At 54.4% G+C, this 15817-nt stretch carries 18 protein-coding genes; 12 read left to right on the top strand and 6 right to left on the bottom strand.

Going from position 1 to position 15817, the window contains the following annotated elements; translation table 11 throughout:
• Positions 1–93 precede the first annotated feature (93 nt).
• Positions 94–1059: a zinc-binding alcohol dehydrogenase family protein gene (locus JOE25_RS23625; RefSeq protein ID WP_209639592.1), complete on the top strand. Its 966-nt coding sequence runs from the start codon at positions 94–96 to the stop codon at positions 1057–1059.
• A gap of 8 nt (positions 1060–1067) precedes the next feature.
• Here JOE25_RS23625 and JOE25_RS23630 read toward each other — a convergent pair whose 3' ends face one another.
• The 3 genes from JOE25_RS23630 to JOE25_RS23640 are packed head-to-tail and all read right to left on the bottom strand — an operon-like array spanning position 1068 to position 3679.
• Positions 1068–1601, bottom strand: coding sequence for a GNAT family N-acetyltransferase (locus JOE25_RS23630; protein ID WP_209639595.1), 534 nt, complete (start codon positions 1599–1601; stop codon positions 1068–1070).
• 6 nt (positions 1602–1607) lie between these two features.
• A complete protein-coding gene (locus JOE25_RS23635; RefSeq protein ID WP_209639598.1) occupies positions 1608–3014 on the bottom strand; it encodes an ATP-binding protein in 1407 nt (468 codons plus the stop codon).
• Complete coding sequence (locus JOE25_RS23640) at positions 3011–3679, bottom strand: response regulator (RefSeq protein WP_209639601.1); 669 nt, start codon at positions 3677–3679, stop codon at positions 3011–3013. Before JOE25_RS23640 ends, JOE25_RS23635 begins: the two co-directional genes overlap by 4 nt.
• 449 nt (positions 3680–4128) lie before the next feature.
• Between JOE25_RS23640 and JOE25_RS23645 the strand changes: the two genes are divergently transcribed.
• Together JOE25_RS23645 and JOE25_RS23650 are read left to right on the top strand one after the other, a co-directional pair.
• Positions 4129–4938, top strand: a complete 810-nt coding sequence (locus JOE25_RS23645; RefSeq protein WP_209639604.1) for a MipA/OmpV family protein — start codon at positions 4129–4131, stop codon at positions 4936–4938.
• Positions 4939–4962: 24 nt separating this feature from the next.
• Positions 4963–5709, top strand: coding sequence for an SDR family oxidoreductase (locus tag JOE25_RS23650; protein WP_209639607.1), 747 nt, complete (start codon positions 4963–4965; stop codon positions 5707–5709).
• A gap of 93 nt (positions 5710–5802) precedes the next feature.
• On the opposite strand, the gene JOE25_RS23655 is transcribed toward JOE25_RS23650, so the two are convergent.
• Positions 5803–6411: an HD domain-containing protein gene (locus tag JOE25_RS23655; RefSeq protein WP_209639610.1), complete on the bottom strand. Its 609-nt coding sequence runs from the start codon at positions 6409–6411 to the stop codon at positions 5803–5805.
• A 183-nt stretch (positions 6412–6594) separates the two neighbouring features.
• Here JOE25_RS23655 and JOE25_RS23660 point away from each other — a divergent pair, with 183 nt between their 5' ends.
• Positions 6595–7269: a hemolysin III family protein gene (locus JOE25_RS23660; protein ID WP_209639613.1), complete on the top strand. Its 675-nt coding sequence runs from the start codon at positions 6595–6597 to the stop codon at positions 7267–7269.
• Between the two features lie 163 nt (positions 7270–7432).
• Entirely contained in the window at positions 7433–7930 is a 498-nt protein-coding gene (locus JOE25_RS23665) for a DUF2165 domain-containing protein (RefSeq protein ID WP_209639616.1), read from the top strand.
• Between the two features lie 37 nt (positions 7931–7967).
• On the opposite strand, the gene ygfZ is transcribed toward JOE25_RS23665, so the two are convergent.
• Positions 7968–8960: a tRNA-modifying protein YgfZ gene (ygfZ, locus tag JOE25_RS23670; protein ID WP_209639619.1), complete on the bottom strand. Its 993-nt coding sequence runs from the start codon at positions 8958–8960 to the stop codon at positions 7968–7970.
• A gap of 322 nt (positions 8961–9282) precedes the next feature.
• Between ygfZ and sdhE the strand changes: the two genes are divergently transcribed.
• From sdhE to creD, 5 genes are all read left to right on the top strand, one after another.
• Positions 9283–9549 (top strand): FAD assembly factor SdhE, encoded by a 267-nt coding sequence (gene sdhE / locus JOE25_RS23675; protein ID WP_209639622.1) that lies wholly within the window; start codon positions 9283–9285, stop codon positions 9547–9549.
• The gene (locus JOE25_RS23680; RefSeq protein WP_209639625.1) at positions 9530–9952 is read left to right on the top strand and encodes a protein YgfX; all 423 of its coding nucleotides are present in this window, start codon (positions 9530–9532) and stop codon (positions 9950–9952) included. Before sdhE ends, JOE25_RS23680 begins: the two co-directional genes overlap by 20 nt.
• On the top strand, positions 9952–10647 hold the full coding sequence (creB, locus tag JOE25_RS23685; RefSeq protein WP_209639628.1) for a two-component system response regulator CreB: 696 nt from the start codon (positions 9952–9954) through the stop codon (positions 10645–10647). Before JOE25_RS23680 ends, creB begins: the two co-directional genes overlap by 1 nt.
• Positions 10644–12062 (top strand): two-component system sensor histidine kinase CreC, encoded by a 1419-nt coding sequence (gene creC, locus JOE25_RS23690; RefSeq protein WP_209639631.1) that lies wholly within the window; start codon positions 10644–10646, stop codon positions 12060–12062. The genes creB and creC overlap by 4 nt, the downstream gene beginning before the upstream one ends.
• An 84-nt stretch (positions 12063–12146) precedes the next feature.
• Positions 12147–13511, top strand: coding sequence for a cell envelope integrity protein CreD (creD, locus tag JOE25_RS23695; RefSeq protein ID WP_209639634.1), 1365 nt, complete (start codon positions 12147–12149; stop codon positions 13509–13511).
• 35 nt (positions 13512–13546) lie between these two features.
• Here the strand turns inward: creD and fldB are convergent, their stop codons facing one another.
• Entirely contained in the window at positions 13547–14065 is a 519-nt protein-coding gene (gene fldB, locus JOE25_RS23700) for a flavodoxin FldB (protein WP_209639637.1), read from the bottom strand.
• Positions 14066–14171: 106 nt separating this feature from the next.
• Here fldB and xerD point away from each other — a divergent pair, with 106 nt between their 5' ends.
• On the top strand, positions 14172–15071 hold the full coding sequence (gene xerD, locus JOE25_RS23705) for a site-specific tyrosine recombinase XerD (RefSeq protein WP_209639639.1): 900 nt from the start codon (positions 14172–14174) through the stop codon (positions 15069–15071).
• A 27-nt stretch (positions 15072–15098) separates the two neighbouring features.
• Positions 15099–15815 carry a bifunctional protein-disulfide isomerase/oxidoreductase DsbC gene (dsbC, locus tag JOE25_RS23710; RefSeq protein WP_209639641.1) on the top strand — a complete coding sequence of 239 codons (717 nt, stop codon included), beginning with the start codon at positions 15099–15101 and terminating at the stop codon, positions 15813–15815.
• The last annotated feature ends 2 nt before the right edge of the window (positions 15816–15817 follow it).

Genomic DNA, 15817 nt, shown 5'->3' on the forward strand with positions numbered 1-15817 from the left:
TTCGGCAAAGCGGACATTCAAGGGACACTGCATGATGCAGTGTCCTTTTTTTATTGTCGTCGCAGGGTAACTCGAACGGAATAAGGAGCAATGATGAAAGCAGCTATTGTAAACGTCTTGGGCCAGGCACCGGTGGCCGGTAATGTGGATGAACCGACCGCACGCGAAGGCGAAACGCTGGTCACGGTGAGTGTCGCCGGCATTAAACAGCTCGATCGTGCCATGGTGGCAGGTACTCATTATTCCAGCCCGAAGCGCCTGCCGATCGTGCCGGGTACCGATGGTGTGGGTTATACACCCGACGGCCAGCGGGTGTACTTTGCCTCTTTCCGCCAGCCGCATGGCGCGTTAGCCGAACGTACCGTGGCTTCCTGGACCGTACCTGTGCCAAAGGGCGTGGATGATGCTACCGCAGCCGCATTGATTAATCCGGCGTTCGCTGCCTGGCTGCCGCTGCACTGGCGCGCTGAGGTTCAGGCGGGCGAAACAGTGCTGATTATTGGCGCGACTGGCACTTCAGGCAAACTGGCGGTGGCGGCTGCACGTCAGGCTGGCGCGGGCCGTATTGTCGCCGCCGGCCGTCGCCAGAGCGTGCTGGATGCATTGGGTGTGGATGCCACGGTCGATCTTTCACTGGAAGGTGCGGAGTTGGTGCAGGCTTTCGCTGCCGCCGCGGGACCCAATGGCTATCAGGTTATTGTCGATTACATCTGGGGCCCCGCCACAGAAGCATTGCTTGCGACGCTCAATAACCACGATTTGTCTTCTTACGCGGGCGGACGCGGCATCCGTTTGGTCAACGTTGGTTCGATGGCGGGGCCGGACATTCGGTTGCCTGCGGCGGTACTGCGCAGTAATCAATTACAGATCATGGGCAGCGGTACCGGTAATTTCCCACCGGTGGCTGAAATGCAGAGATATGCCAGTGAGATCCTGGCGTTGGCAGCAGCGGGGGAGATCTCGGTTGAGACTCAGGAACACGATTTATCCGAGATCGCCGACGTCTGGGATCTCAATAAGAAAAGTGACGTGCGTTCGGTGATCCGCATTGCCAGATAAACAGCCTGCTACGGGCTGCTATAGCAGGCCAGGTGAATATCTTCCGGTTCGCGGGCAAACAGTTCTGCATCGGGTTGAGTCATTAACTGGCAACCCTGCGACAGGTAAAAATCCACGGTGTTTTTACTTGGAATAGAAGAGACATACAGCCCGTGAGCGCCGTCTTGTTTGGCCTGGTGCAGGCAATGGCTGAACAGACGTTTGCCCAGTCCTTTACCCCGCAGGCTGGCGCTGACGTAGAAAAACAGCAGCTGGCGTAAGTCCTGCCGCGGACCGCGCGGCAGGGTATCCAGCACGGCCGCTGCAAGGATCTTCTCTTCTTCGAACAGGGCGAAAAAGTGCCCACCGTGCGCAAAGCAGTGTTCGTGGATCGGGTCATAGGTTTCCCGATCGTGCGGATCCCAACCTTGCAGATCATAATGGGCGGCATAAGGCTGTAACTTGCCATCCTGCAGGCGGTAGAGCGTATTGATCACTTCACTACGATCGATCTGCCAGAGCAAATCAAGTTGATGTTGTTGCAGCAAAATGGGGTGGGTCATCGTCCGTTAATTCTCTCGTGGTGCAAGGTAGTTTTCCGGCAGATCAATGATAAAACCGATGCCGCGCTCATCAAGCCCTTCGGTTATCCGCAATTGCGCGCCAATTTTATCAGCCAGGTTTTTCGCAATGGCGAGCCCGAGACCGCTGCCGTTCTGCTGCGTGCCGGGTACACGATAAAAGCGCTCGAACAGCCGTTTGTGGTACTCCGGACGGATACCTGGGCCATTATCACGCAATGTAATATAGCAGCCCAGCGGCGACAGCGATCGGATGCTAGCTTCGATTCGTGCACCGTTTGGCGCATATTTAATGGCGTTCTCCAGCAGATTGGTGAATATCGTAATCAGCGAATGGCGATCGGTCTCAATCATCACATTTTCACTCCCATCCAGAGAGAGTTCGACGTTCTTCTCCAGCGCATAAGGGACATGCTGGGCAATGCATTTGCTGATTTCTGCGTGGATGTTCACCGTTTCAATCTTCAGTGGGAAGTCTTCCGATTCCAGTTTGGCCAAGTCAATCAGTTGGCGTGACAGCGATGCGGCGCGATCCAGCCCGTGTTGCATATCTTCAATGATCTCCTGGCGTTCGGTTTTATCAGCTACCTGGGTCAGCAGGTGCAACTGGGCCAGCACGGCGGCGATGGGGGTACGTAGCTCGTGCGCCGCATCGGCCATAAAGCGTTTTTCACGCTGGTTAGCGGCGTCGATACGTCCCATCAACTTATTAATTTCTAAAACGATGGGGCGAATCTCCTGATATTGCGCGCGCACATTTATCGGCGACAAGTTACCCGGCTTACGGTCAGAGATCATTCTGGCGATTTGCCGCAGTGGTCGCAGGCTGAAATAGGCCGTAACCAAGAGGGCGACAATGATTGCAGCCAGCGTGACCAGCAGTGGGATGGCCGTGCTTTCTGCCGGATTGCCGAAAATGGTGGTGCGGTTGTCAAAGGATTCACCGACGATCACCCTAAATTGCTGCTTATCGCTCCAACTGCCGGCGATATGCCACTTCACGTTGCCATAGCTGATGGTGCCGGACAGCACCGAAGGTGGCAGAATCAACGGTTCCTTTTGAGGTGGGGAGGTGTAAATAATCTTATTATTGCGATCGTAAACCACAAGTAATGGGCGATAGTCTATTTCATCCTGCATACCGTTTTTAATGGAGTCGATATACATGACTTCGATATCTTTAATAATATTAATATAATTGAGGTCGGTAACGTCTGTTTTATCAAGAATATTGGCAATGCCACGTGCAACAAGGCGCTGCTGATTATCAAAATATTTTTCTGCGTCAGGGAAATAGAGATATTTTGCCCAGCCAATCAAAACACCCCAAAGTAATAATATCGCCAATACCTGAAAAATGATGGTGCGCATAAAAAAGGATTTAAAACTGATCATCCCTGGCCCTCTTTTTTTAATAAATAGCCAATGCCACGCACGGTAATAATTCTTTCCTTACCGATTTTGCGTCTCAAATTATGCATATGCACCTCGAGGGAGTTGCTTTCCACGCTGTCGCCATTCCCAAATAAGCTCTGTTCTAATGCGGCCTTACGTACCACGGTGCCGGCACAACGCATAAGCTCATGCAGTAATCGGTATTCTTTTTTTGATAGCAACAGCAGTTCGCCATCCAGCGTGACCTGGTGGTTAATCGGATCCAGATACAGGTTGCCCAGGCTCCAGGTTTGGGAGGCGAACCCCGCCATGCGACGGTTCACCGCCTTCACGCGTGAAATTAATTCCGGTAGTGCAAAAGGCTTGGCCAGGAAGTCGTCTGCGCCAGAGTCCAGGCTATTGACCAGGCTTTCGATGCGATCTCGGGCCGTCAGAATAATGATCGGAATGTTCTGTCCGGCGGCGCGCCATTCGATCAGCTTTTTTAATCCGTCACCGTCGGGCAGGGTGAGATCCAACAGCATTAAATCGAAGCTGCCTTGGGTTAATTTATGTTGTGCATCATGGACCAATCGCACCCAGCACAGCTCAAATCCAGCCAGCTCCAATGCACGGCACAGGGCTTTGCCCAATTGCAGATCGTCTTCCACTAACAATATGTTCACGTGGTATCCGGTTTATATCACTACGCTGGCGGCTATATAACTACAACTGTCGGGGGAAGACAACGCCGCACGGCTTTTCGCCCATACCTTCTTAAGCAAACCTTAATCTGGCGTTAATTTCACGTTAAGGGAACGTCGTTGTGATTCGGGTAGGCTTCTCAGCACAATCATTACCGCAGAGTAAGCACCATGCATACCGGCAATGCGTCACATTTAGCTATCACCGGCGGATTTATTCGCTTGTGCGCGATCTTATTTGTCGTGCTGTTAACGGTGCATTTTCACGCTGACGCTCAGGGCGTAAATAGCCCAATGCCACATTCATCAACCTTGCGGCCCCAATTGCAGACGGTGGTTTCAGATGCCTGTAGTCGTTTTAAACCACGAATAAAAAAACAATTGCGCCGCCTGGTGGCGCTATAAACCTCATTAAATATAAGGCAAATACGGTGAAAAATACCCTGGGTTATTCTGCGGTGGCGTTGTTAATGGCATTTCCCTTACAAGGATCCGCACAGGAAGAAGCAAAGGCGTCGTTGACGCTGAGCGGGGGTATCGCGGTGGCGCCGTTGTATCAAGGGGCGTCTATTTATAGCGCGGTGCCGCTGTACGATGTTCAGGCCGGTTATGGCAATCCAACATGGGGAGATTTTAGCCTGGGGCTGGGCGGTGCCAGCTGGCAGTTGCCGTTGTCGGGGCCATTCGGCATTGCCTTATTGGCGGGTTATGACGGTGGGCGAGACGAAGACATTAAAACGTTGGGAGGGCGAAAAAATCGGCTCAAAGGCATGGGGGATTTGGGGGGCGCGTTTGAAGCAGGTATTGAGCTGAGCTATAAATTCGAACCCTTTCGTACGTATGTCAGAGGGATGCAGGCCACCAAGGCGCGTCGCTACGGCGGTGAAGACCTGGGGCATACTGCCTATGTTGATGTGGGTGTGGCAGCGCTTTACCCGTTAAGCGATGCGCTCAGTCTCTCTGCCGATTTGACCGCCACGTGGGCCAACAGTGGCTATCAGCGTGGTTATTTCGGTGTCACCCAGCAACAAGCGGAGCATAGCGCTTTTGATGCCTATCGCCCAGGCAGCGGCATGAAGCAGGTGATACTCAATACCGCGCTGAATTATCAATTGACGCCGGAAATTGCCTTCCAGGGCGGTGTCGGTATCTATACTCTGTTGGGTGATGCGGCGAACAGCCCGATCGTCGAGAAAAAGGCCGCAGGGGTGGGTTTCCTGAGCGCCAGCTACAGTTTCTGATTCCCCAACCAGAGAAGGAATAGCATGACGAAAGTTGCACTGGTCACCGGCGCTAGCCGGGGTATTGGCCGCGCCACCGCGCTGCTTTTGGCCCAGAAGGGCTATGCGGTGGGCGTTAACTATTTGAAAGATGAGGTCGCCGCACAACACGTTGTGACAGAGATTGAATCCCAGGGCGGCCAGGCGTTGGCGCTGCGGGCGGATATTGCCGAGGAAAGCCAGGTGGTGGCGATGTTTACCGAACTGGATGCGACCCTTGGCCCAATCGCTGCGCTGGTCAACAATGCCGGCATTTTGTTTCAACAGACAAGCATTGAACAACTCACGGCAGAGCGCATCAATAAGGTGCTGAGCACCAACGTCACCGGTTATTTCCTTTGCTGTCGTGAGGCGGTGAAACGCATGGCGCACCGTCATGGTGGGCAGGGCGGTGCCATCGTCAACGTCTCTTCTGCCGCAGCCCGTTTGGGGGCTCCCTGGGAGTATATCGATTATGCCGCATCCAAGGGGGCGGTAGACACACTGACCACCGGACTGGCGCTGGAGGTGGCGGGCCAGGGCATTCGTGTCAACGCTGTGCGGCCGGGGTGTATTTACACTGAAATGCACGCCAGCGGCGGTGAACCGGGGCGTGTTGATAGGGTTAAGGGCAACTTGCCGATGCAACGTGGCGGTACCCCGGAAGAGGTCGCGGAAGCCGTTATCTGGCTGCTATCCGATGCCGCTTCTTACGTCACCGGCAGCTTTATCGAGGCGTCCGGCGGCCGCTGAAGGTCCGTCGTATGATGCAGTGACGTTAATAAACCGCGACGAGTTGGCGTGCCGGGTGAGGGAACCACCCGGCTAACTACGGCAGCAAAAGGGTTACTTCAGCCAGCCTTTGCGCTGTGCGTCCTGCAGATGTTGCAGCAGGTATTTCCACAACTCCGGTTGGACATCAGCGATGGTCGTGTTACGCGCCAATACTTGCTCCAGACTGATGCCGTTCTCGACCCAGCTTTGGCCGCCATTGTGCAGGTTCATCAGCATCGGCATGGTGCGATCCAGCACCAGCGCAAAGCGCGCGTCGGCAGTTTCGCCATCTTCATATTCCTGCCATAAAGCGGTGAAATACTCGCGCTGAGTGTCCGGCAGCATGCCGAAAAGCCTGCGCGCCGCGGCCACTTCTACATCATGGATTGCTGCACGTGCCGCCAGATCGTAGACCAGTACGTCACCGGCGTCGATCTCAACGATGTCATGCAGCAGCGCCATTTGAATCACCCGCTGGATATCTACGCCTTCGCCGGCATAAGGGGCCAGGCTCAGGGCAGCAATAGCAAAATGCCAGCTATGTTCGGCGGAGTTTTCCTGGCGTTGGGTGCCCAGCACTTTGGTGCGGCGTTGCACGCTTTTCAACTTATCGATTTCCATCAGGAACTGGATGACCTGGGTCATGGAGCCGAAATCTAACGCGGGTACAGCGGATGACATGGTGTAAACCTCAAGGTAGATGGGTTGAAGCCGAACGATTGTAGACCAGTGGGAGAGGGATTTCGATGGTTACACGCGTACACAGTTTTATTTTGGCGTACACGTGTACACTGAAATTATTCTCAGTTAAGCTGCCTTGCGGTAATTTCGAACAATGCTGGGTGTTTTGAGGGGTTGTGCTTTATGGGAAAAACGGGCGTAGTGAAAGCCGGTACCGAAGACGTTACCGTTGCGGCCTATCCGTGGGCGGAAGAGATCGCTAACAGTATCAGCCACGGCATCGGTTTGGTTTTCGGCATCGTCGGCTTGGTATTGCTGTTGGTTCAGGCGGTTGATAGCGGCGCTGGTGTGACGGCCATCGCCAGTTACAGTCTTTATGGCGGCAGCATGATTCTGCTGTTTCTTGCTTCCACGCTCTACCATGCTATTCCCCATCAAAAGGCCAAGCACTGGCTGAAGAAGTTTGACCACTGCGCCATTTACCTTTTGATTGCCGGTACCTACACGCCATTCCTGCTCGTGGGGCTAGACTCACCGCTTGCCAAGGGGCTGATGGCCGTAATTTGGGGATTGGCACTGTTGGGCGTGCTGTTCAAACTGGCGTTTGCCCACCGCTTTGAAGCCTTGTCGTTGGTGACTTATCTGACGATGGGCTGGCTGTCGCTGATCGTGATTTATCAGTTGGCGACCCGGCTGGCTATTGGCGGCGTGACGTTATTGGCGGTTGGCGGTGTAGTTTATACCCTGGGGGTGATTTTCTATGCCTCTAAGCGTTTCCGCTTTGGCCATGCTATCTGGCATGGTTTCGTACTCGGTGGCAGCCTGTGCCATTTTATGGCGATTTATTTGTACGTTTGATCGCTGTCCGGTCTGCGTTAATGCCATGTTGATCCCGCGTTTCTTTTAGGTTAGAAAAGAAACGCTTGTTTCTTTCGGGTATCCAACAAGCCCATGTTTTTTCGTTCCTGAGCCCGCCATTACACCTTTGGTGTATTCGTTAACTTTTTCAGGACTCATCACGATGATCGTTCGCTTATCCAAAGCGCTGTTGGTGTGTGCGATTGCCCTGTTTGCCACGTTGGTGGCTTTTGGCAATATCACGGATTACGGTTCCAACTTCGCCTTTGTGCGTCATGTATTTATGATGGACACTATTTTCCCAGACGCCACCATCACCTACCGCGCCATTCAATCCCCTTGGCTGCATCACGCTGGCTACATTGGCATCATTACGCTAGAAAGCCTGACGGCATTATTGTGTTGGGTGGGCGGTTTGCGCTTGCTGTGCGGCCTGAAGCTGCCAGCCGTGGCCTTTAACAGAAAGAAAAAAATGGCGGTTGCTGGCCTGACGATCGGTTTTCTGACCTGGCAGGTCGGATTTATGTCGGTAGGCGGGGAATGGTTCGGTATGTGGATGTCGCAGCAATGGAATGGGGTGCCCAGCGCATTTCGTTTCTTTGTCACCATTATTCTGGTGCTGATCTATCTGGTGCAGCGGGACGGCGAACTGGACGAGTAAAGCCTCAGGCAGCAGGCGTGAGCCTGCTGCCTGAGTATTATTTCTCTTCCACCAGTGAGTACGGCAAGGGTTTGATGGCCAACTGGCTGGTTGCGTCATCGCGCACCCGTAAAGTGCTGTCGGCGTCCAGATCGTTGTTCAGGACAACCTGTACCCACAGCGTACCGTCGGCCAGCTTGGCTGCGCTCAGTACGGTGCCGGTACGGCGCCAGTTTTCACCCAGTTGCAATTCAACGTCCTCAGCGGCCTCCGGCACTCGCCCGGCTTTGCCTTCCAGCCAGTACAGTGCGCGCTTGTTGGCCCCGCGGAACTTGGCCCGTGCGACCATTTCCTGGCCGGTATAGCAGCCTTTGCTGAAGCTAATGCCTTCCAGCGCCTGTAGGTTGGTGGCCTGTGGGATGAGCTGCGCGCTGTTGGCGCTGTCAATGACCGGGTAACCGGCTTCAATATCCAGCGTTAGCCACTGTTGGCTGTCGTTCAGTTCTGCCTGCTCGTGCAGCTTGTCGACCAATTTCTCGGCAACGGCGGTTGTGGTGACCAATAAAAAGCGTTCAGCCGGCAGCGCGAAATGCAGCAGGGTGGTTTCGCCGTCTTGCACGACCTGATGCTCAGCATCCGGCAGGGTGCTGAACACGTCAGCCAGCGCTGCGCGGGCCTGAAAACCGGCGACGCCGAGCAACACCGCGTCGTTATCAGCGGCGATGGTGAGTTTGGAAAATACCGCGTATTTTTTGATTTCAGCCAATTGGCTGTCCAGCACGCTGCGGCGTTCCAGATAGGCAAAGCCTTCACCGCGGTGGAACAGACGCAGGTTGCTCCACATTTTTCCTTTGGCATCACAGTGGCCGCATAACACGTGCCGATCGGCTGGCAGCGTGTCGATATCTGCAGTCACCTGGCCTTGAAGGTATTTCACTGTGTCCGGCCCGTTCAACGTCACCAATGCCCAATCTTCCAGCGAGATTAAGGTCAGGGGCAGATGGGAAGAAGCGGAAGGTTGACGGGGTGGAAATGGAATTTTATACGCCATAGTAAGACCCTGCTTAACGTTAACTTACCTGAAGGTGTGTTGGCCCCATGGTAAAAGAGGCGGCGGCCTTTGCAAACTGTTATTCACGCTTGCCTCCCCGGCAGCGCTTTTTTTGACATTTAGCGCTTTATTGCGTTTTACGCAGAGAACCTTCTTCCCGGCGAGTATGTCAAATTGTTACTCTATAGGCTTGCGGCCAAGGGTACCCCTTGCAGACAGATCTTTGGCTGATGGAATTATATCGCGCCGGTGTTGCCATACAGTGTGTCAGTTGAACCCTGCGATGGCGTTGCCACGCTGAAAAGAGGTTAGTCATAACAACATGGATATTAATAACAAAGCACGTATCCACTGGGCGTGTCGCCGTGGTATGCGCGAGCTGGACATCTCAATCATGCCGTTCTTCGAGTACGAATATGATCGGCTCAATGACACAGACAAAGCGCTATTTGTCCGTCTGCTTGAATCTGATGATCCCGATCTCTTCAATTGGCTGATGAATCATGGCGCTCCGCAGGACAGTGAACTGCAGAGAATGGTGACACTGATCCAGACGCGAAATAAAGACCGTGGCCCAGTGGCGATGTGATGTCCGTATTTCCTGGCGCACCCAGTTACTTTCGCTGCTGACACACGGCGCACTGATCCTACTGATTCTGATTTCACCCTGGCCGGAGGGTTACGGCCCAATCTGGCTGGTCCTGCTGACGCTGGTGGTGTTTGAATGTATTCGTAGCCAGAAGCGCATTGCGTCGCGGCAGGGTGAACTACACCTGCTGGCGAATCAACGCGTGGGCTGGCACGGGCAGGAATGGCAACTGGTAAAACAGCCCTGGATGCCGCGTTACGGCATTTTGTTGACGTTGCAGCTGGCCCAAGGGAAAAAACGTCGTCGGTTGTGGCTGGCTTCCGATTCTATGGCTAAAGCCGATTGGCGGCATTTGCGTCAGTCGCTGCTGTATCCGCCCACCAGTGATGGCGAGGAACCCTGATGAAGCCGACGCTCTGGCTGGTGGAAGATGAGCCTAGCATTGCTGACACGCTGATTTATACCCTGGAAAGCGAAGGCTTTCAGGTGCGCTGGTTCGAGCGTGGCGAGCCGGCATTGCAGGCGTTGGCGCAGGGTGCGCCAGCGCTGGCTATCCTCGATGTCGGCCTGCCAGATATCAACGGTTTTGAACTGTGCCGCCAGCTGTTATCGCAGTCGGCGGATTTACCCATTTTGTTTCTCACAGCCCGCAGCGATGAAGTTGACCGCCTGATTGGGTTAGAGATTGGTGCCGACGATTACGTTGCCAAGCCTTTTTCCCCACGAGAAGTCAGTGCCCGTGTGCGCACCATTTTACGTCGCCTGCAAAAACAGCAACGTTTGCAACAGCCTGCGTTGTACAGCTTTGGTCCTTTTGGGATGGATGAGCAGGCCGCGGCCATCTATTACCATCAGCAGCCACTGCCATTGACCCGCTACGAATTTTTGTTGCTGAAAACCCTGTTGCTGGCGCCCGGACGGGTATTTTCACGTCAGCAGTTAATGGACAGTGTCTGGTCTCAGGCCGAGGAAAGCCTGGATCGTACCGTCGATACGCATATCAAAACGTTGCGTGCCAAGTTGCGCGCGATCGATCCCGGTGAACCGCCGATCCACACCCATCGAGGCCTGGGCTATAGCGTGAGCCGTCAGCCATGAGAATAGGTTTGCGCCTGCTGCTGGGATATTTCCTGATTGTGGCTGTCGCGGGCTATTTCGTGTTGAGCATTTTTGTGCAGGAAGTGAAACCCGGTGTGCGGCGGGCGACCGAAGGCACATTGGTGGATACAGCCAATCTGCTGGCGCAGATCGCCCGTCTCGATATGCAGCGTGACGACGTGGCACACGGGCAACTGGCGCAGGCGTTTGCCCAACTCAATCAACGGCCCATCGGCGCCAATATTGCCGGTATCCGCAAGGATCGCAGCGAATATCACGTCTACCTCACCGATCATCAAGGCAACGTCATTTTTGATTCCAGCGGACAGGCGCTCGGGCAGGATTACTCACGCTGGAATGACGTCTATTTGACGTTACGTGGCCAATACGGTGCGCGCAGCACCCGCAGCAATCCACAGGATGAAAACAGTTCAGTCATGTACGTCGCCGCACCGGTGTTGGAGCAAGGAAAAATCATCGGTGTGCTCAGCGTCGGTAAACCCAACAGCACCATGGCACCGGTAATCAAACGCAGCGAGCGACGCATTCTATGGGCTGGTGCGCTGTTATTGGGGATTGCACTGCTGATCGGTTTGGGTTTTGTTTGGTGGATAAACCGCTCGATTGGTCGGTTGGTGCGCTACGCTGACGGCGTGGCGCAGGGCGAAAGCATCCCGCTGCCGAAAATGGGCGGCCATGAGCTGAAGCAATTGGCACAATCGTTGGAAAGCATGCGCGTGAAGCTGGAAGGTAAGGCTTACATCGAACAGTATGTGCATACCTTGACCCATGAGCTGAAAAGCCCACTGGCGGCGATCCGCGGTGCAGCCGAGCTGCTTCAGGAACTGCCGCCGCCGGCCACGGCTCAGCGTTTTCTGACCAATATCGAACAGCAGAGTGCACGCATTCAACAATTGGTGGATAAACTGCTGGTGCAGGCGCGGCTGGAAAGCCGGCCTGGTCTGGAATTGGCACCTTTGGCGATGGCTGTGCTGGTACGCCAGGCCGTGGCAGGTAAAGAGGCGCAGGCAGCGCAGCGTGGTGTCTTGCTACAGATTGAGGAGGTTGAGGAGATGACCTTGACCGGTGATGGGCTGCTGATCAGCCAGGCGTTGACCAACTTGCTCGACAATGCCTTGGACTTCACCCCCCCGGGCGGTGCCATCAGCGTGTGCGGCAAACGGCAGGACAACCACTATCGCATCACCATCAGTGACGACGGCACGGGCATTCCCGATTATGCGCTGGACAAGGTGTTCGAACGTTTCTATTCACTGGCCCGGGCCGACAAGCCGAAAAGCAGTGGCCTGGGGCTGAGTTTCGTACAGGAAGTTGCGCGGTTACACCGTGGTGGTATTCGCTTGCATAATCGCCAGCCGCAGGGCGTGGCCGCTATTTTCACCTTATCTCTCTGACTTCACCGTCCCTTCACATAACCACATCCTGTATTCACCAGAGGCCTCTATCGTGGCGCAATAACCTACAAGGAGCGCGCGGCGATGATGAAATCGGTATTGTTTTGGAAGATAACCACTCTGCTGGGATTGATGATCTTAATGATCATTCCGGTGACACAGTTAATGAACGTGATTGAGGAACGCAGCGGTTACCGCCAGAGCGTAGTGGGGCAGGTCAGCGAAAGCACCAGCCGGGCACAGCGCATCTTGGGGCCGCTGATTGTCATTCCTTATAGCGAACGCGAAGAGAAGACGGATGACAAGGGGCAGAAAGTGGTGCAAATGGTCCGCCACCACCGTTATCTCCTGCCGGAGACGCTGCAGGTCAGCGGCAAACCGAATGTCGACGTGCGTAAGTTGGGCATCTACCAGACGCAAGTGTATCAAGGGCCGTTGAATTTTAAGGTGAAGTTTGGCCAGCCCGATCTGGCCGATTTGCAGCGCAGTAATGTGATTCTTGGCCAGCCGTTCTTGCTGGTATCACTGAGCGATTCACGCGGTATCAAAAGTATCTCACCGCTTATCGGCGCACAGACGCAGACAACCTTTGAGCCGGGTACTCAGGTCAGTGTGCTGCATCAAGGGGTTCACGCACCGCTGACGCTGAGCGAATTGCAGAAAACGGGGCTGGATGCTGAGTTTACCCTCACGCTGGCGGGTACCAGCAGTTTGTCATTGGTACCGCTTGGACGCAGCAGTGAATTGACACTGCAGAGTAATTGGCCGCATCCGAATTTCCTTGGCAACTTTTTGCCGGATGAACGTAAAGTGACGGAAAAAGGCTTCAGTGCTCGCTGGCGCAGCACCTGGTTTGCCAACAACATCAACAGCGCTTTCCATTACGACGACGAAATTCTCGGCGAAGAAAAATTGCCGACCTTCAGCACCAGCCTGATTGAACCGGTGGATCACTACCAACTGACCGAGCGCGCAGTGAAATATGCGGTGTTGTTTATCGGCCTGACGTTTATGGCGTTCTTCTTATTCGAAACCTTGACCGGTCTGCGAGTACACCCAATCCAGTATCTGTTGGTGGGGGCAGCATTAGTGCTTTTCTATCTGATCTTGTTGGCCTTTTCCGAGCATTTCGGTTTCGGCAAAGCCTATCTGTTGGCCAGCATTGCCTGCAGCGGGCTCATTGCCTTTTACCTCAGTGCGGTGCTGCGCGGCAGGCTACGCGGGGGGCTATTCGCCGTCAGTTTGTTGATGTTATACGGCGTGTTGTATCTGCTGCTGCAATCAGAAGATAACGCATTGGTACTCGGGGCCGGGTTGTTGTTCGCAATTTTGGCGGGAATTATGCTGCTGACGCGTAAATTAGACTGGTATCAGGTGGCCGATCCGGCACGGTTGAGCGGTGAAACACCGGTTGATGAAGGGGAGAGCCGTTTCCGTTTATGGAAGTAAAGATGGCGTGGGCGCGGTTACCGCGCCCATTGGCATTACAGCAGCGGTTCCATTTCCAACAGGATTTGTTCACACCATTGTTGCAGACGCTCGTCACTCATGTCGTATTGGTTCACATCATCCAGCGCCAGGCCGACGAAGTGTTTGCCGTCAGCGCTTAGCGGTTTCGGGCTGGTAAATTCGAAGCCGTCAATCGGCCAGAAGCCGATAAACTGTACGCCGAGTGGGGCAATGTGATCGTGTAGCATACCGAGCGCATCGAGGAACCATTCGCCATAACCGAGTTGATCGCCCATGCCATACATGGCGACAATTTTCCCCTGCAAATCCAGCGTGGTCAGCTGTGGCCAGATCGCTTCCCAATCTTCCTGCAGTTCACCGAAGTCCCAGGTTGGTATCCCGAGGATCAGGATGGAATACGCTTCCATCAGTGCGGGGGAGACGTCTTTCAGGTTATGCAGGTCGACCAGGTCTTCACCCAGAATCTCACGGATTTTTTCTGCCGCCATCTCGGTGTAGCAGGTGCTGGAGCCGTAAAACAGACCAATCTTCATGTGTAAACCGTTATATTGCCGTAGGTAGAATTGCGTCGAGTATACCCGATTTGTACCGGTTTAAGGCATAATGCCTGTGGCATAAACGCAACAAAGGGAGGACCGCGTGCAACAGCAAGATCATGCATTGATTGAGCAATTCCTGGATGCGCTGTGGCTCGAACGCAATCTGGCAGAAAATACGCTGGCCTCTTATCGGCTGGATCTGCAAGCGCTGGTCGCCTGGCTGAACCAACAAAATACTCCCCTGTTACAGGCGCAAGCGTTGGATCTGCAGGCCTTTCTCGCGGAACGGGTCGAAGGGGGCTACAAGGCCACCAGTTCTGCGCGTTTGTTGAGCGCCATGCGTCGCCTGTTCCAATACCTGTACCGCGAAAACATGCGCACCGACGATCCCACAGCGCTGCTTGCCTCGCCGAAGTTGCCGCAACGGTTGCCGAAAGATCTGAGCGAAGCGCAGGTCGATGCGTTACTGCAGGCGCCCTGCGTGGACCAACCGCTGGAACTGCGTGACAAAGCGATGCTGGAAGTGCTGTATGCCACCGGTCTTCGTGTTTCTGAACTAGTTGGGTTGACCATCAGCGACGTCAGCCTGCGCCAAGGCGTGGTGCGCGTGATCGGTAAAGGTAACAAGGAACGACTGGTACCGCTGGGCGAAGAGGCGGTGTACTGGATAGAAAATTACCTGGAGCATGGGCGTCCGTGGATGGTGAACGGCCAGGCACTGGATGTTTTGTTCCCGAGCAACCGTTGTCAGCAAATGACTCGACAGACGTTCTGGCATCGCATCAAACACTATGCGATCCTAGCGGGCATTGACAGTGAGCGGCTGTCGCCACACGTGTTACGTCATGCATTTGCCACCCATTTGCTGAACCATGGTGCCGATCTCCGTGTCGTACAGATGTTATTGGGGCATAGCGACCTCTCAACAACACAAATTTATACGCATGTAGCGACAGAAAGACTCAAACAGCTACATCAACAGCACCACCCGCGTGCCTGACACGCCGGGTTCAAAAGGATTGGAAGAATGAAGAAAGGTTTAATGCTGCTCTCCCTGCTGGTGGCGTCTGTGACTGGCGCGGCCCATGCCGACGATGCTGCAATCCAAAAAGCACTCGGCAGCCTGGGTATTCAGCAGGCAGACGTACAGCCTTCACCGGTTAATGGGTTGAAAACCGTGCTGACCGATAGCGGCGTTCTGTACGTGACTGAAGACGGCAAACACATTCTGCAAGGCCCGTTGTACGACGTGAGTGGCAAAGAGCCCGTGAACGTCACTAACCAGCTGCTGACCACCAAGCTGGAAGCGTTGAAAGATCAAATGATCGTTTACAAAGCGCCGAAGCAAAAACACGTGATCACGGTGTTTACCGACATCACTTGCGGCTATTGCCACAAGCTGCATCAACAGATGAAAGAGTATAACGATCTGGGCATTACCGTGCGTTATTTGGCCTTCCCGCGTCAGGGGCTGAATTCCCAGGCCGAGAAAGACATGCAATCAATCTGGTGTACCGCCGACAAAGCCAAGGCTTTTGACCTGGCAATGAAAGGCGACGCAGTTTCACCAGCCACCTGTAAAACCGACATCAGCAAACACTATGCGCTTGGCGTGCAGTTCGGTATTCAGGGGACCCCGGCCATCATCCTGGAAAACGGCATGATGATCCCTGGCTATCAGGGGCCGAAAGAGATGGCCGCTATGCTGGACGCGCACCAGACCGCAACCAAAACCGGTGGTTAATC

It is taken from the genome of Serratia sp. PL17 (assembly GCF_017832355.1).
Classification (GTDB): Bacteria; Pseudomonadota; Gammaproteobacteria; order Enterobacterales; family Enterobacteriaceae; genus Serratia.

Coding starts and splice junctions, on each gene's coding strand:
- JOE25_RS23625 (WP_209639592.1), top strand. CDS start 94: ATGAAAGCAGCTATTGTAAACGTCTTGGGCCAGGCACCGGTGGCCGGT.
- JOE25_RS23630 (WP_209639595.1), bottom strand. CDS start 1,601: ATGACCCACCCCATTTTGCTGCAACAACATCAACTTGATTTGCTCTGG.
- JOE25_RS23635 (WP_209639598.1), bottom strand. CDS start 3,014: ATGATCAGTTTTAAATCCTTTTTTATGCGCACCATCATTTTTCAGGTA.
- JOE25_RS23650 (WP_209639607.1), top strand. CDS start 4,963: ATGACGAAAGTTGCACTGGTCACCGGCGCTAGCCGGGGTATTGGCCGC.
- JOE25_RS23655 (WP_209639610.1), bottom strand. CDS start 6,411: ATGTCATCCGCTGTACCCGCGTTAGATTTCGGCTCCATGACCCAGGTC.
- JOE25_RS23660 (WP_209639613.1), top strand. CDS start 6,595: ATGGGAAAAACGGGCGTAGTGAAAGCCGGTACCGAAGACGTTACCGTT.
- JOE25_RS23665 (WP_209639616.1), top strand. CDS start 7,433: ATGATCGTTCGCTTATCCAAAGCGCTGTTGGTGTGTGCGATTGCCCTG.
- ygfZ (WP_209639619.1), bottom strand. CDS start 8,960: ATGGCGTATAAAATTCCATTTCCACCCCGTCAACCTTCCGCTTCTTCC.
- sdhE (WP_209639622.1), top strand. CDS start 9,283: ATGGATATTAATAACAAAGCACGTATCCACTGGGCGTGTCGCCGTGGT.
- creB (WP_209639628.1), top strand. CDS start 9,952: ATGAAGCCGACGCTCTGGCTGGTGGAAGATGAGCCTAGCATTGCTGAC.
- creC (WP_209639631.1), top strand. CDS start 10,644: ATGAGAATAGGTTTGCGCCTGCTGCTGGGATATTTCCTGATTGTGGCT.
- creD (WP_209639634.1), top strand. CDS start 12,147: ATGATGAAATCGGTATTGTTTTGGAAGATAACCACTCTGCTGGGATTG.
- fldB (WP_209639637.1), bottom strand. CDS start 14,065: ATGAAGATTGGTCTGTTTTACGGCTCCAGCACCTGCTACACCGAGATG.
- dsbC (WP_209639641.1), top strand. CDS start 15,099: ATGAAGAAAGGTTTAATGCTGCTCTCCCTGCTGGTGGCGTCTGTGACT.